This is a genomic window from Achromobacter sp. T5-5, from assembly GCF_055397965.1.
This window is the reverse complement of sequence record NZ_AP027919.1, coordinates 964,800-979,321: the sequence shown is the minus strand read 5'-3', so window position 1 is coordinate 979,321 and position 14,522 is coordinate 964,800. Positions and strand designations below refer to the sequence as shown.

Sequence of the window (14,522 nt, the reverse complement as noted above, 5' to 3'; positions counted from 1 at the left end):
AGCAGGCCAAGAAAAAGCCCCCGTCGTTATGAACGACGGGGGCTTTTTTACGCCCTGGCCCGGGCGCAAAGCGTCCGGCCGGAGCCAGACCCTTCTGGCAATGCCTTATGCGTAGGCTTCGACCGGCAGGCAGGCGCACACCAGGTTGCGATCGCCGTAAGCGTTGTCCACGCGCGCGACCGGCGGCCAGTACTTGGCGTCGCGCAGCGTCGCCACCGGGTAGGCGGCCTGCTGGCGCGGGTAGTCGTGCAGCCATTCTTCGGCCAGCAGCATCTGGGCGGTGTGGGGCGCGTTCTTCAGGACGTTGTCGTCACGGTCGCGTTCGCCGCGCTCGACCTGGGCGATCTCTTCGCGGATCGCGATCATCGCGTCGATGAAGCGGTCCAGCTCGGCCACGCCTTCGGATTCGGTCGGTTCGACCATCAGGGTGCCGGCCACCGGGAAGCTCATGGTGGGCGCATGGAAGCCGTAGTCCATCAGGCGCTTGGCGATGTCTTCGGCGCTGATGCCGCTGGTTTCCTTGAGCGGACGCACGTCCAGGATGCACTCGTGCGCCACGCGGCCGTTGCGGCCCGCGTACAGGACCGGATAGTGGTCGCGCAGGCGGGTAGCGATGTAGTTGGCGTTCAGGATCGCGACTTCCGTGGCGCGGCGCAGGCCGTCCGCGCCCATCAGGGCGATGTACACGAACGGGATCGGCAGGATGCCGGCCGAACCGAACGGCGCGGCCGAGACCGGACCGACCTTGGCCTCGCCAGGCAGCTTGCCCTGCTCGTTCACGACGCCCGGCAGGTAAGGCGCCAGGTGCGCGCGCACCGCCACGGGGCCCACGCCGGGGCCGCCGCCGCCGTGCGGAATGCAGAAGGTCTTGTGCAGGTTCAGGTGGGACACGTCCGAGCCGAACTTGCCGGGCTTGGCCACGCCGACCATGGCGTTCATGTTGGCGCCGTCCAGGTACACCTGGCCGCCCGCCTGGTGCACCAGGTCGCAGATTTCAGTGACGGCTTCCTCGAACACGCCGTGCGTGGACGGGTACGTGATCATCAGCGCGGCCAGCTTGTCGCCGACCTGTTCAATCTTGGCGCGCAGGTCCGCGAGGTCCACGTTGCCGTTGGCGTCCGACGCCACCACCACCACATCCATGCCGGCGAGCTGGGCCGAGGCCGGGTTGGTGCCGTGGGCCGACGACGGGATCAGGCAGATGTTGCGCTGGTGCTGGCCGTTGGCCTGGTGGTAGCCGCGGATGGCGAGCAGGCCCGCGTATTCGCCCTGCGCGCCCGAGTTGGGCTGCAGGCTGATGTTGTCGTAGCCGGTGATCTCGCACAGCGCGGCGGACAGGCGGTCGATCAGTTCGGCGTAGCCCTGGCTCTGGGAGGCGGGCGCGAACGGGTGGATCAGCGCGAACTCGGGCCAGGTGATGGGGATCATCTCGGCCGTGGCGTTCAGCTTCATGGTGCACGAACCCAGCGGGATCATCGTGCGGTCCAGGGCCAGGTCCTTGTCGGCCAGCTTGCGCAGGTAGCGCAGCATGTCGGTTTCGGACTGGACGCTGGAGAAGACGGGATGCGTCAGGATCGCGCTTTCGCGGGCGACCGAGGCGGGGATGCCGCCAGCGGCGGCGGCGTCGAGCGCGTCGATGTCGAGTTCGACGTCATCGCGCTGCAGGCCGGCGGCGAAGACGTTGACCAGCGCCTGCAGGTCGGCCACGGTGACGGTTTCGTCCAGCGAGACGGCCACGCGCGCGCCGTCGACGCGGCGCAGGTTGATGTGCGCGCAATCGGCGGCGGTCAGGATGGCGGGCGTCGCGGCGCCCGTTTCCAGCAGCAGCGTGTCGAAGAACGTGTCGTTGACGACCTTGACGTCCAGCTTGATCAGTTCGGCGCGCAGGATGGCGGTGGCGCGCTGCACGCGCTCGGCGATGCGGCGGATGCCGGCCGGGCCGTGCCACACCGCGTACATGCCGGCCATCACGGCCAGCAACACCTGCGCCGTGCAGATGTTGGAGGTGGCCTTCTCGCGGCGGATGTGCTGCTCGCGGGTCTGCAGCGCCAGGCGCAGCGCCGGGTTGCCCTGCGCGTCCTTGGACACGCCGACCAGGCGGCCGGCCATGTTGCGCTTGAATGCGTCTTTGCAGGCCATGAAGCCGGCGTGCGGGCCGCCAAAACCGAACGGCACGCCAAAGCGCTGCGCCGAACCGATGGCGATGTCCGCGCCCCATTCGCCCGGGGCGGCCAGGAGGGCCAGCGCCAGCAGGTCGGTCGCGCAGGCGACCACCGCGCCCTGCGCGTGGGCGGCGTCTGCCAGCTTGCGGTAGTCGGAGACGGAACCCGTACTGTGCGGGTACTGCAGCAGCACGCCGAAGCACTCGGGCAGGCCTTCGGCCTCGTCGCCAATGCGGATCTCGATATCCAGGCCTTCGGCGCGCGTGCGCACGACTTCGATGGTCTGCGGATGCACGTGGCGCGAGATGAAGAACACCGGGCTCTTGGATTTGGCGCTGCGGCGCGCGAGCGTCATGGCTTCGGCGGCGGCGGTGCTTTCGTCCAGCAGCGAGGCGTTGGAAATGTCCAGGCCCGTCAGGTCGGCGACCATGGTCTGGTAGTTCAGCAGGGCTTCCAGGCGGCCCTGCGAGATCTCGGGCTGGTAGGGCGTGTAGGCCGTGTACCAGGCGGGATTTTCAAGAATGTTGCGCAACACCACGTTGGGCGTCTGCGTGCCGTAGTACCCCTGCCCGATGTAGCTGCGGTAGACCTTGTTGCGGCCCGCGACCTGCTTCAGTTCGGCCAGCACGTCGGCTTCGCTGCGCGATTGCGGCAGCGCCAGCGGCTCCTGGCTGCGGATCTTGGGAGGCACGACTTCTTCGATCAGGGCGTCCAGGCTGTCGCTGCCGATCACGGCAAGCATGGCGGCCTGGTCGGCGTCGGAAGGGCCGATGTGGCGGGGGATGAAGTCGGTATGGGTGTCTAGGGCGCGCGACATGGGGAGATCTCGGGGTAGCGGGTGTCGTCGAAGGGACGGACGGTATTGCATCTGGCGCAAGGGGCGCGGCGCCTGCCGGCCCCGCGCCGCCTGCTGGCCGGCTTAGCCGTTGGCGACGGCTTCGTAGCCGGCGGCGTCCAGCAGCTTGTCGGCGTCGGCCGCGTTGTCCGGCTTGATCTTGAAGATCCAGGCGGTGAAGGCCGATTCGTTGATCAGGTTGGGGTTGCTTTCCAGTTCTTCGTTGAAAGCGACGATTTCGCCGGCGACGGGCGCGTAGATGTCCGAGGCGGCCTTGACCGACTCGACCACGCCGGCGGTTTCGCCCGCAGCCAGCTTGGCGCCGACGTTCACGTCGCCGACGAAGACCAGATCGCCCAGTTGATCCTGGGCGGTGTCGGTGATGCCGACGACGAACACGTCGCCCTCGGCTTTGACCCATTCATGGGATTCGGTGTACTTGCGATCGGTGGGCAGACTCATGGGAACTCCTGAGGGAATGCGGGTAGATGAATGGTGTTGCGCGCCTCGCGCGGACGGCCGCCGCCCAGACCGGGTGGGCGCCCGCGCGAAGCTTCGAGTTTACGAGTGTTCGACGGCTTTGCCGTTACGCACGAAAGGCAGCTTGCACGCCACGGCGGGCACCCACTTGCCGCGGATGTCGACCTCGACCGTGTCGCCGGGCGCCACGCCTTGCGGCAGGCGCGCAAAGCCGATGGACACGCCCAGCGTGGGCGACATGGTGCCGCTGGTGAGTTCGCCCATGCCCTGCGGGGTGCGCACGGCCATGTGCGCGCGCATGACGCCGCGATCCTGCAGCTTCAGGCCGATGAAGGTGGCCGGCTTGGCGAATTGTTCCAGCGCGTCGCGGCCGATGAAGCGGCGCTCGGCGTTCTTGAGCGATACCGTCCAGGTCAGGCCGGCTTCGCCGGGGTGGGTGAGCTCGTCCATGTCCTGGCCGTAGAGATTCATGCCGGCTTCCAGGCGCAGCGTGTCGCGCGCGCCCAGGCCCGCCGGACGCACGCCCTGGGCGACGAGGTCGCGCCAGAACTGCACCGCGTCGGCGGCGGGCAGGACGATTTCAAAACCGTCTTCGCCGGTGTAGCCCGTGCGGGCGACCAGGGTGTCGTCGCCCACGCGGGCGGCGACGAAGGGGGTGAGGGATTCGCTGGCGGCCTTCCAGGCCGGGCGCGCGGCCCAGACCTTGGCGCGGGCATTGGGGCCCTGCACGGCGACCATGGCCAGGTCGCGGCGCGGCGTGATGGCGACGTCGAACGCGCCGGCCTGCTTGACGCGCTGCATCCAGGCCACGTCCTTGTCCGCGGTGCCGGCGTTGACCACCACGCGCCATTCGTCGACGGCGAAGAAATAGATGATGAGGTCATCGATGACGCCGCCCTGCGGATTGAGCATGCAGCTATACAGCGCCTTGCCCGGCACCGTCAGCTTGGCCACGTCGTTGGCGACCAGGCGCTGCAGGAAGGCGTAGGCGTCGGGCCCGGCCACGTCGACGTTCAGCATGTGCGAGACGTCGAACATGCCGGCGTCCTGGCGCACGGCGTGGTGCTCTTCGAGTTGCGAACCGTAGGCGAGCGGCATGTCCCAGCCGCCGAAATCGACCATGCGGGCGCCGGCCGCGATGTGTTCTTCGGCCAACGGGGTGCGTTTGAGGGGTGCGGACATGCGGGGAACTCCGGGACGGCAGTGATGCCAGGGTTACGGAATGCCGCTGGTTGCGGGCGGATGGCGCCCGCGCAACGGCTGAATCTTCCGCCCCTCTGTCCTTTTGCCTGAGAGTTGCCCCGCGTGGCGGGTTTGCACCTTCGGCGCCTGGGCTGCTCGCCATGTCCCTGATTAGGGCGGCGGTGCCAGGTCTCTCCAGAGTACTGTTTTGCCGCGTCCGCATGGCCGGTTGGGCAACAAATGCGGGACGGGACAAGCCTGCGCGGTATCGGTTACCTGAGCGATTCTGGGCGAATTGCGCCTTCGGCGGCGGCCGGACTGTGTGCCTTCGGCCGCTCTCTCCCGCAACATGCGTGACAGCGGCCAAAGCATACAACGAAAATCCCGGATCAGCCTAGGCCCGCGGGGTGTCTGCGGGCATCTGCGGGCATCTTTCCGGCGCCTCTGCGCCTTATCCCAGGGCCGTGTCCAGCAGCATCATCAGGACGAATCCCAGCATCAGGCCGCAGGTCGCATAGACCTCATGCCCCTTGCGGTGCGATTCTGGAATGATCTCGTGGCTGATGACGAACAGCATCGCGCCGGCCGCGAAACCCAGGCCCCACGGCAGCATCGGCGCCGACCAGCCGACGATGGCCGCGCCCAGCACCGCGCCCACGGGCTCGATCAGCCCCGACAGCATGCCCAGCGCCACGGCGAACGTGCGTTTGTAGCCGGCAGCCAACAGGGCCACAGCCACCACCAGTCCTTCGGGGATGTCCTGGATCGCAATGCCCGTCGCCAGGGCCGTGCCCCGCACGGGATCGCCGCCAGCGTAGCCCACGCCGATCGCCAGGCCTTCGGGCAGGTTGTGCAGCATGATCGCGAACACGAACAGCCAGGTTCGGCGCAGCCGGTGCGCCTCCATGCCCTCCCTGCCCTTGATGAAATGCTCGTGGGGCAGGATGCGGTCCATGAGCAGCAGCACCGCCGCGCCAAGCAGAACGGCCGCGCCCACCGTCAGGCCGGCCCCCCATGGCCCATAGCCCAGCTCCTCGCCCGCCGCGATGCCCGGCGCCACCAGCGAAAAGGCGCAGGCGGCCAGCATCACGCCAGCCCCGAAGCCGAACATGCTGTCCTGCGCCTTTTGCGGAATGGTGCGGGCAAAAAGAATGGGCAGCGTGCCCAGCCCGGTCGCCGCGGCCGCGACCAGGCCGCCCAGCAGGGCGTCGGCCACGTGCGGCGCGCGCACGTCCAAAAAGACCCAGAGTTGGTACAGGGCCAGGCAGGACACCATGACGGCCAGCGTCCAGACGCTGATGCTGGTGGCCGCCGGCCGAACACGATGACGGCTGAAGGTATTCATATGCCGCTGCGCTCCTTGCGGGAGAGGCGCTCAGCCCTTCGCCGCCACATAGCGGCGCGACACTTCGGGCCAGTTCACCACGTTGTAGAAAGCGCCGATGTATTCCGGCCGGCGGTTCTGGTACTTCAGATAGTAAGCGTGTTCCCAGACATCCAGGCCCAGGATGGGCGTGTTTCCGTCCATCAAGGGGCTGTCCTGGTTGGCGCTGCTCTCGACCACCAGCTTGCCGGCCGGCGTCACGCTCAGCCAGGCCCAGCCGCTGCCAAAGCGCGTCAGCGCCGCCTTGGTGAAGGCTTCCTTGAAGGCGGGCAGCCCGCCCAGTTCCGCTTCGATGGCCGCCGCAAGGGCCCCATCCGGCTCGCCGCCGCCCTGCGGCGACATGACGGACCAGAACAGGCTGTGATTGGCATGGCCGCCGCCATGGTTGCGCACGGCGCCGCGCACGGCATCCGGCAGTTCCTTGATGCGGGCGACCAGAGCCTCGACCGGCTCGTCCGTGGCGATCCCGGCGCCTTCCAGGGCGGTGTTCAGGCCGTTGACGTAGGTCTGGTGGTGCTTGGTGTAGTGGATCTCCATCGTCATTGCGTCGATGTGAGGTTCCAGCGCGTCATAGGCGTACGGCAGGGGCGGTAGGGTGTAGGCCATGCGAGTCTCCGGCTGATCCATCCCCGTGGGGACAGGCTTGATAAAGATCAAAACATAAATGATATGTATTTTTATTTAATATCACAATGCCGGAGTGGCCAGAAAAGCGCCCGGCGGCCTACAGCGCCTGGCCGCAGGCCACGCCCGAGGCCCAGGCCCACTGGAAGTTGTAGCCGCCCAGCCAGCCGGTAACGTCGACGGCCTCGCCGATGAAATACAAGCCCGGTGCGGCCTTGGCCTGCATGGACTTCTGGTCCAGGCCGCGCGTGTCCACGCCGCCCCGCATGACCTCGGCCTTTTTGTAGCCCGCCGTGCCGCTGGGCACGAGCGTCCATTGATGGATGTCCTGCGCCAGCGCGCGCAGCGTCTTGTCGGGCGCGTCCGCCAGGCGCAGCGCCGCCAGTCCCGGCTTGCCCGCCTGTTCGGCCAGGTGCAGCCAGCGGTCGGCCAGGCGCTTGGGCCACAGCCCGCCCAGCACGGTATGAAGCTGCTGGCGGTTGCCGGACTTGGACGCCAGCAGTTCCTGCGCCAGGTCGCGGCCCGGCGCCAGGTCGATGACGATGGGCTCGCCCGGTTTCCAGTAGCTGGAGATCTGCAGGATGGCCGGCCCGGACAGCCCGCGGTGCGTGAACAGCAGGTCTTCCAGGAATTCGCCGCGCGCCTTGCCCTGCCCCGTCTGCAGGTTCACTTCCAGCGCCACGCCGGACAGCTCGGACAGCGGCTGCCATTGGACGGGGTCGAAGGTCAGCGGGACGAGCGCGGGCCGCGGCTCCACGACCTTCAGGCCGAACTGGCGGGCGATCTTCAGCCCGAAATCGGTGGCGCCCAACTGGGGAATCGCCATGCCGCCGGTCGCGACGACCAGCTTGGCGGCGCGGATGACGCCCTGGCTGGTGCGCAGTTCAAAGCCGGCCTCGCCCTGCGCGATCTCGGCCACCGAACAGCCCATGCGCCATTGCACATTGCCCGCGCCGCATTCGGCGCGCAGCATGTCGATGATGTTTTCGCTGGAGTCGTCGCAGAACAACTGGCCGCGATGCTTCTCGTGCCAGGCGATGCGGTGGCGCTTGACCAGCGCCAGGAAGTCCTGCGGCGTGTAGGCCGACAGCGCCGACCGGCAGAAATGCGGGTTCTCGGAAAGAAAGTTGGCGGGCCCGGCTCCGATGTTCGTGAAGTTGCAGCGCCCGCCGCCCGAGATGCGGATCTTCTCGGCCAGGCGCTGCGCGTGGTCGACCAGCACCACGCGCAGGCCGCGCTGGCCGGCGACCGCCGCGCACATCATTCCCGCGGCGCCGGCGCCGAGTACTGCGACATCGAACATCAAGATTCCAGGTCCGCCCGCGCTCAGTCTTCGATCAGGCAGTCGACGTAGTAACGCTTTTCGCCGTCCGGTCCCACTTCGTCGGCCAGGCCGTGGATGTAGGTTTCAAAGCCGGGGAAGCGTTCGTTGAACTCGCGCGCGAACTGCAGATATTGCACGATGGTGCGGTTGAAGCGCTCGCCCGGAATCAGGAGCGGGATGCCCGGCGGGTAAGGCGTCAGCAGCACGCCCGTGACGCGGCCTTCCAGCTTGTCGATGTCGACGCGCTCGACCTCGCGGTGCGCCATGCGGGCAAACGCGTCCGACGGCTTGAGCGCGGGCACCATGTCGCTGAGATACATCTCGGTCGTCAGGCGGGCGACGTCGCGCTCGCGATAGGCCTCGTGGATCTGCTGGCAGAGGTCGCGCAGGCCCATGCGCTCGTAGCGGCGATGGTCGCGGCAGAACTCCGGCAGGATGCGCCACAGCGGCTGGTTGCGGTCGTAGTCGTCCTTGAACTGCTGCAGGGCGGTCAGCAGCGTGTTCCAGCGGCCCTTGGTGATGCCGATGGTGAACAGGATGAAGAACGAGTACAGGCCCGTCTTCTCGACCACCACGCCGTGCTCGGTCAGGTACTTGGAGACCAGGGCGGCGGGAATGCCGGTTTCACCAAAGCTGCCGGACATGTCCAGCCCCGGCGTGATGACCGTGGCCTTGATCGGGTCCAGCATGTTGAAGCCTTCGGCCATCTCGCCGAAGCCGTGCCAGTGGTCGTTGGCTTCCAGGATCCACTCGTCGCGGTTGCCGATGCCTTCGGACACCAGCCGGTTCGGGCCCCAGACCTTGAACCACCAGTCGTTCTTGCCGAATTCGGATTCCACCTTGCGCATGGCGCGGCGGAAATCCAGGGCTTCGCGGATGCTTTCCTCGACCAGCGCGGTGCCGCCCGGCGGCTCCATCATGGCCGCGGCCACGTCGCAGGACGCGATGATCGCGTACTGGGGCGACGTGGACGTGTGCATCAGGTACGCCTCGTTGAAGACGTTGCGGTCCAGCTTGCGGGTCTCGGACTCCTGCACGATGATCTGCGAGGCCTGCGAGATGCCGGCCAGCAGCTTGTGCGTGGAGTGCGTCGCAAACACCATGGCGTCCTGGCTGCGCGGGCGGTCCTGCCCGATGGCGTGCATGTCCTGGTAGAACTCGTGGAACGACGCGTGCGGCAGCCAGGCCTCGTCGAAGTGCAGCGTGTCGACATAGCTGCCCAGCTGCTTCTTGATCATTTCGACGTTGTAGATGACGCCGTCGTACGTGCTCTGCGTCAGCGTCAGGATGCGCGGATTCTTGTTGACCGCTTCGCGCGCGAAGGGGTTGGCCTCGATCTTCTTGCGGATGTTGTCCGGGTGAAATTCTTCCAGCGGGATCGGCCCGATGATGCCCAGGTGGTTGCGCGTGGGGCGCAGGAACACCGGGATCGCGCCCGTCATCGTGATGGCGTGCAGGATCGACTTGTGGCAGTTGCGGTCCACCACCACCACGTCGCCCGCGGCGACGTTGGCGTGCCACACGACCTTGTTCGAGGTCGACGTGCCGTTGGTCACGAAGAAGCAATGGTCCGCGTGGAAGATGCGCGCGGCGTTCAGTTCGGATTCGGCGACCGGGCCGGTGTGGTCCAGGAGCTGGCCCAGTTCGTCCACCGCGTTGCAGACGTCGGCGCGCAACATGTTTTCACCGAAGAACTGGTGGAACATCCGGCCGACCGGGCTCTTCAGGAACGCCACGCCGCCCGAGTGGCCCGGGCAGTGCCAGGAATACGAGCCGTCCTGCGCGTACTTCACCAGCTCGCGGAAGAACGGCGGCGGCAGGCTGTCGACGTAGCTGCGCGCTTCGCGGATGATGTGGCGCGCCACGAATTCCGGCGTGTCCTCGAACATGTGGATGAACCCGTGCAGCTCGCGCAGGATGTCGTTCGGAATGTGTTCCGAGGTGCGGGTCTCGCCGTACAGGTAGATGGGGATGTCGGCGTTGCGAAAACGCAGCTCGCCGATGAAGGCGCGCAGGTTCTTGATCGCGCTGGCCACGTCCTCGGGCGAGTCCACGTCGAACTCTTCATCGTCGATCGACAGGATGAAGGCGCTGGCGCGGCTTTGCTGCTGCGCGAACGAGCTCAGGTCGCCGTAACTGGTCACCCCGATCACCTCGACGCCCTCGGCCTCGATTGCGGCGGACAAGGCACGGATACCCAAACCGGACGCGTTCTCGGAACGGTAGTCCTCGTCGATGATGAAGATGGGGAAGCGGAATTTCATGCAGGCGCTCCTGGGGCAAGGCGTATCGGACGCGTATCGCGGCGCGAATGTACTGCTAGTAAAAACCCGTCCGATGACAGACGGCGCGAGCACCCGCCGGGTGGCGGGAATTGCGGAATTGTAGGGCTGTTTTTCTTACAGCCCTACGGGAAATCCCCAGAAGGCGTAAGCAGGCGTTGTCCGGCCGCCAAAAGGAGGCCGCGACGATGGCGGGCCAGGGAGAAATCCGGCCCCGCCCAGGGCCGGCGGCCGGGTTCCGGGCGCGCCCTGAACCGGCAGCCAGGCAGCGCCCCGCGCAGGCGGTCCCGGCCTAGCGGATGGTCCGGGCTTCGCCGGTCTGCAGGGCGTCCATGAATAGTTCGAAGTAGGCGGGAATCGCCTCGGCGGCCCCATAGCGGATGCGCCGCTCGACCTTGGCGATGGCGCCGAAGCACACTTCCGCGCCGGGTTCCCCGCAGACCAGGACGACGGGATCCTCGTCGTCGCAGACCTCGTACAACCCGCCGTGCGCCCGGCGGCCGACCTCGTAGAGATAGGCGGCGGCGCCGACCGTTTGCATGGGGGTCAGGGGAAGCGTGCCCAGATGGGCGGCCTCCAGCGCGTCATCCAGCGCATGGATGCTGGCCGGTGAGTAGTCCAGCACGGCGCCGGTGGAACCGGCTGCCTCCACGAAGTCCTGCGCTGCACCCGCGACACGGGCCACGAACTCTTCCTGCACTTCATGGCGCGTCGCAACCTGGTTTGTCTTGAGGAAACCGAACATCAGTGGCTCCTTTGTGAAAACCGCAAGCGGCGTTGAAACCATTATAGGCAAGGCCACCGGCCTATACTGCCCGAACGTTTCCTATTCCCAACACTTGCGCCGCCCATGTCCGAGCCCGTCGTTCGACGCCTGACCGCCCTCGATGCCGCGCCCTTGCGGCAATTGCGGCTGGACGCCCTGGTCGAGACGCCGGAGTCCTTCGGATCGAGTTACGAAGAGGAACACACGCTGACATTGGCGGACATCCGCGAATGGATCACCCCGGCCGACGATGGCGCCATGTTCGGCGTGTTCATGCAGGACGCCTTGGCAGGCATGGTGGGCGTGGGACGGCAGCGCAAGCTGAAGATGCGCCACAAGGCCCACATCTGGAGCATGTACGTGGCGCCCGCCCAACGCGGACGCGGGCTCGGGCGGCTGCTGATGCACGCCGCGATTGCCCACGCGCGGACCATGCGCGGCGTACGCCAGGTGCAGTTGAGCGTGACCGCCAACAACGCCGCGGCCGCGGCGCTGTATGCCAGCCTCGGATTCACCGTGTATGGCCACGAGCGCGAGGCGCTGTGCGTCAACGGCAGGCTGTACGACGAAACCCTGATGGCGCTGCCGCTGGCGAACGGGTAGCGCGGCGGGTTCAGGCGGCGCCCGCGCGGCGGGTTCAGGCGGCGCCCGCGCGGCGGCGCGCGCCGTAGGCGCACACCTGGTTGCGCCCGCCATCCTTGGCCTTGTAGAGCGCCTGATCGGCCGCCTTGATGACCGCGTCGGGCGCGCGCAAGGTCTCGCTGCGCTCGGCCACGCCGATGCTGACCGTGACGCGCAGCGGCCGGGCGCCACGCCCGCCCCGCGCGCCGCGCCGCCGCTGGCCAAGCTGGTCGGCCTTGGGCCGGGCGGGTTTGTCGCGCAGGCGCATCTGATACGCCTCGATGGCGCGCCGGACCGTTTCCAGGTGCGGCATCGCTTCGGCCGCGGTCTTGCCCGGGAACACCAGCGTGAACTCCTCGCCGCCGTACCGGTAGGCGCGGCCGCCGCCCGGCACGCGCCGCAACTGCGAGGCGACCATGCGCAGCACCTGGTCGCCCACGTCGTGGCCGTGGGTGTCGTTGAATGCCTTGAAGTGGTCCACGTCGGCCATCGCCAGCGTGTAGACGCGGCCCATGCGCTGCAGCCGCTCGTTCAGGGCGCGGCGGCCCGGCAAGCCGGTGAGTTCGTCCCGGAACGCCATGTGAAAGCCTTCGTGCGCCAGCGAGATGCACAGGGCCGTGAGCGACGCGGCGGACATCAGCGCCAGTTCAATGGGGTGGGCCGCGCCGCGCGGCAGCGCCCATGCCATGCACACGAAGCCCAGCCACTGTCCCGCCTGCTGCGGACGCCCGTAGCGCAACAGCAGCAGCGTCAGCGTCAGTCCGCTTGCCAGCAGCGCGATCAGCGCCTCGGCCGGCACGCCCATGCGCGCCAGCATGCCCTGCAGCGCGAAGGTGCTGAAGAGGCTGTCCACCCCGTCCTTGCCCGCCAGCGCGATCACCGCCACGCCCGCGGCCATCAGGCCGATGCGCAGCGCCATGTCGAGCAGCATGCTGGATCGTTCGGACCACAAGGCGTTGCTGGTGTAGACGAGCGCCCACCAGGCCAGCAATGGCCCCATCGCCCAGGGCGCCTGCCGCGCCAGCGTGGGCCAGGCCGCCGTGACGGCCAGCACGCACAGGATCAGCGCCATGGTCTGCGAGCGTTGATACATCAGGCAGATGGCCGAGCCGATCAGCGCCATCACCCACGGCACGAACGGCAGGATCAGGCTCAGCGCGGGCGGCCATTCCCGCCAGAACAGGAGACCGAACGCCGCGGCCACCGGCAACGCGGGGTAGAACAACAGGGGCAGCCAGGGAATATGGGGGTAACGCACAGATGGGCCTTGCTAACGCTTGCAGATATGACGTCGCCAAATCGGCAAACACATGTACTCATTTTACGGACGCGGCGTGGGGTTCTTTAGCGCCCGCCGCGTAACAACGGGCGCGGCGCCCGTGCTATGTTGGCGCTCCACCGTTGTTGGCTCCACCATTGGAAGGCATCCATGCGAATCCTGGTCAATATCGATGTGCCCGATCTCGAACACGCCATCGGCTTCTATGAGAACGCCTTCGGCCTGACGCTGAACCGCCGCCTGGGTCCGGCCGGCGCCGAGATGCTGGGCGCCGACGCGCCCATCTACCTGCTCGAAAAGGCTGCCGGCACGCCGGCCGCCGGCGCCCTGCGCCAGCCGCGCGACTATGCGCGGCACTGGACGCCCGTGCACCTGGACGTGGTGGTGGATGACGTGGACGGCGCGGTGGCCAGGGCGGTCGCGGCCGGCGCGCGGCTGGAGGATCCACCCGCCACGCATGCCTGGGGCCGCATCGCGCACCTGTCCGACCCCTACGGCCATGGCATCTGCATCCTGCAATTCCTGAACCGCGGCTACGACGAGCTGGCGCCCGATGCCGCCTCCCCGGCGGCGCCGCTGCGCTTCACCCCCGCGTCGCAAACCGATTTCGAGGCGCTGCTGGCCCTGCGGATCGCGGCCATGCGCGAAAGCCTGGAGCGGCTGGGCCGCTTCGACCCGGACCGGGCGCGAGCGCGCCTGCAGAGCACGTTCCAGCCGCAATACACCTGGCACATCGAGCTGGACGGCAAACGCGTCGGCTTCTACTGCCTGCGCCCGGACGGCGCAGGCTTGCGCCTGGATCATCTGTACGTGCACCCCGACGCGCAAGGACTCGGCGTGGGCGGCCAGGTGTTGCGGCGCCTCCTGCAGGAGGCCGACCGGCGCGGCCAGAGCGTGACGCTGAGCGCATTGCGCGGCAGCGACTCGAACCGCTTCTATCGCCGGCACGGCTTCGTGCAGACCGGCGAAGACGTGTGGGACATCGATTACCTGCGGCCCGCGGCCGCAGGCTGACGCATCAGGTGCGCGGCAGCGTGACGCCGCGCTGGCCCTGGTATTTGCCGCCGCGGTCGCGGTACGAGGTTTCGCAGACCTCGTCGCTTTCCAGGAACAGCATCTGCGCGCAGCCTTCGCCCGCGTAGATCTTGGCGGGCAGCGGCGTCGTGTTGGAGAACTCCAGCGTGACGTGCCCTTCCCATTCGGGTTCCAGCGGCGTGACGTTGACGATGATGCCGCAGCGCGCGTAGGTGCTCTTGCCCAGGCAGACCGTCAGGACGCTGCGCGGAATGCGGAAGTACTCCACAGTGCGCGCCAGCGCGAACGAATTGGGCGGGATGATGCAGACGTCGCCCTTGAAGTCCACGAACGAACCTTCGTCGAAATTCTTGGGATCGACGATGGTGGAATTGATGTTGGTGAAGATCTTGAATTCGTCGGCACAGCGCACGTCGTAGCCGTAGCTGCTGGTGCCGTAGCTGACGATGCGCCCGCCATTGGCTGTACGGACCTGGCCCGGTTCGAAGGGTTCGATCATGCCGGCGTCGGCCTGGCGGCGGATCCAGCGGTCGCTTTTGATGCTCATG

Annotated in this window: 12 protein-coding genes and 2 riboswitches; of the genes, 2 read left to right on the top strand and 10 right to left on the bottom strand. The window is 67.6% G+C overall.

Annotated elements, in window-relative coordinates:
• Window positions 1-105: 105 nt before the first annotated feature.
• From gcvP to ACZ50Q_RS04385, 8 genes are all read right to left on the bottom strand, one after another.
• Complete coding sequence (gene gcvP / locus ACZ50Q_RS04420) at window positions 106-2,979, bottom strand: aminomethyl-transferring glycine dehydrogenase (RefSeq protein WP_464080699.1); 2,874 nt, start codon at window positions 2,977-2,979, stop codon at window positions 106-108.
• Between the two features lie 102 nt (window positions 2,980-3,081).
• Window positions 3,082-3,459 (bottom strand): glycine cleavage system protein GcvH, encoded by a 378-nt coding sequence (gene gcvH / locus ACZ50Q_RS04415; RefSeq protein ID WP_076516823.1) that lies wholly within the window; start codon window positions 3,457-3,459, stop codon window positions 3,082-3,084.
• A 99-nt stretch (window positions 3,460-3,558) separates the two neighbouring features.
• Window positions 3,559-4,659 carry a glycine cleavage system aminomethyltransferase GcvT gene (gene gcvT, locus ACZ50Q_RS04410; RefSeq protein WP_464080698.1) on the bottom strand — a complete coding sequence of 367 codons (1,101 nt, stop codon included), beginning with the start codon at window positions 4,657-4,659 and terminating at the stop codon, window positions 3,559-3,561.
• An 85-nt stretch (window positions 4,660-4,744) separates the two neighbouring features.
• Window positions 4,745-4,868: riboswitch (glycine riboswitch) on the bottom strand.
• A 44-nt stretch (window positions 4,869-4,912) separates the two neighbouring features.
• A riboswitch (glycine riboswitch) is annotated at window positions 4,913-5,014 on the bottom strand.
• A gap of 96 nt (window positions 5,015-5,110) precedes the next feature.
• Window positions 5,111-6,004 carry a ZIP family metal transporter gene (locus ACZ50Q_RS04405; protein ID WP_092581055.1) on the bottom strand — a complete coding sequence of 298 codons (894 nt, stop codon included), beginning with the start codon at window positions 6,002-6,004 and terminating at the stop codon, window positions 5,111-5,113.
• Window positions 6,005-6,034: 30 nt separating this feature from the next.
• Entirely contained in the window at window positions 6,035-6,649 is a 615-nt protein-coding gene (locus ACZ50Q_RS04400; protein WP_092581053.1) for a superoxide dismutase, read from the bottom strand.
• A 118-nt stretch (window positions 6,650-6,767) separates the two neighbouring features.
• On the bottom strand, window positions 6,768-7,970 hold the full coding sequence (locus tag ACZ50Q_RS04395; RefSeq protein ID WP_464080697.1) for a BaiN/RdsA family NAD(P)/FAD-dependent oxidoreductase: 1,203 nt from the start codon (window positions 7,968-7,970) through the stop codon (window positions 6,768-6,770).
• A 23-nt stretch (window positions 7,971-7,993) separates the two neighbouring features.
• Complete coding sequence (locus ACZ50Q_RS04390; protein WP_076516833.1) at window positions 7,994-10,255, bottom strand: arginine/lysine/ornithine decarboxylase; 2,262 nt, start codon at window positions 10,253-10,255, stop codon at window positions 7,994-7,996.
• 310 nt (window positions 10,256-10,565) lie between these two features.
• The gene (locus ACZ50Q_RS04385; RefSeq protein WP_092581047.1) at window positions 10,566-11,018 is read right to left on the bottom strand and encodes a hypothetical protein; all 453 of its coding nucleotides are present in this window, start codon (window positions 11,016-11,018) and stop codon (window positions 10,566-10,568) included.
• A 105-nt stretch (window positions 11,019-11,123) separates the two neighbouring features.
• On the opposite strand from ACZ50Q_RS04385, the gene ACZ50Q_RS04380 reads away from it, so the two are divergent.
• On the top strand, window positions 11,124-11,642 hold the full coding sequence (locus ACZ50Q_RS04380; RefSeq protein WP_076516837.1) for a GNAT family N-acetyltransferase: 519 nt from the start codon (window positions 11,124-11,126) through the stop codon (window positions 11,640-11,642).
• Window positions 11,643-11,676: 34 nt separating this feature from the next.
• Here ACZ50Q_RS04380 and ACZ50Q_RS04375 read toward each other — a convergent pair whose 3' ends face one another.
• Entirely contained in the window at window positions 11,677-12,918 is a 1,242-nt protein-coding gene (locus tag ACZ50Q_RS04375; protein WP_464080696.1) for a GGDEF domain-containing protein, read from the bottom strand.
• 171 nt (window positions 12,919-13,089) lie between these two features.
• On the opposite strand from ACZ50Q_RS04375, the gene ACZ50Q_RS04370 reads away from it, so the two are divergent.
• Window positions 13,090-13,953, top strand: coding sequence for a GNAT family N-acetyltransferase (locus ACZ50Q_RS04370; protein WP_464080695.1), 864 nt, complete (start codon window positions 13,090-13,092; stop codon window positions 13,951-13,953).
• Window positions 13,954-13,957: 4 nt separating this feature from the next.
• On the opposite strand, the gene dcd is transcribed toward ACZ50Q_RS04370, so the two are convergent.
• Entirely contained in the window at window positions 13,958-14,521 is a 564-nt protein-coding gene (gene dcd / locus ACZ50Q_RS04365; protein ID WP_076516843.1) for a dCTP deaminase, read from the bottom strand.
• Between the last annotated feature and the right edge of the window lies 1 nt (window position 14,522).

Coding starts and splice junctions, on each gene's coding strand:
- ACZ50Q_RS04400 (WP_092581053.1), bottom strand. CDS start 6,649: ATGGCCTACACCCTACCGCCCCTGCCGTACGCCTATGACGCGCTGGAA.
- ACZ50Q_RS04370 (WP_464080695.1), top strand. CDS start 13,090: ATGCGAATCCTGGTCAATATCGATGTGCCCGATCTCGAACACGCCATC.
- gcvH (WP_076516823.1), bottom strand. CDS start 3,459: ATGAGTCTGCCCACCGATCGCAAGTACACCGAATCCCATGAATGGGTC.
- gcvP (WP_464080699.1), bottom strand. CDS start 2,979: ATGTCGCGCGCCCTAGACACCCATACCGACTTCATCCCCCGCCACATC.
- gcvT (WP_464080698.1), bottom strand. CDS start 4,659: ATGTCCGCACCCCTCAAACGCACCCCGTTGGCCGAAGAACACATCGCG.
- ACZ50Q_RS04390 (WP_076516833.1), bottom strand. CDS start 10,255: ATGAAATTCCGCTTCCCCATCTTCATCATCGACGAGGACTACCGTTCC.
- ACZ50Q_RS04395 (WP_464080697.1), bottom strand. CDS start 7,970: ATGTTCGATGTCGCAGTACTCGGCGCCGGCGCCGCGGGAATGATGTGC.
- ACZ50Q_RS04385 (WP_092581047.1), bottom strand. CDS start 11,018: ATGTTCGGTTTCCTCAAGACAAACCAGGTTGCGACGCGCCATGAAGTG.
- dcd (WP_076516843.1), bottom strand. CDS start 14,521: ATGAGCATCAAAAGCGACCGCTGGATCCGCCGCCAGGCCGACGCCGGC.
- ACZ50Q_RS04380 (WP_076516837.1), top strand. CDS start 11,124: ATGTCCGAGCCCGTCGTTCGACGCCTGACCGCCCTCGATGCCGCGCCC.
- ACZ50Q_RS04405 (WP_092581055.1), bottom strand. CDS start 6,004: ATGAATACCTTCAGCCGTCATCGTGTTCGGCCGGCGGCCACCAGCATC.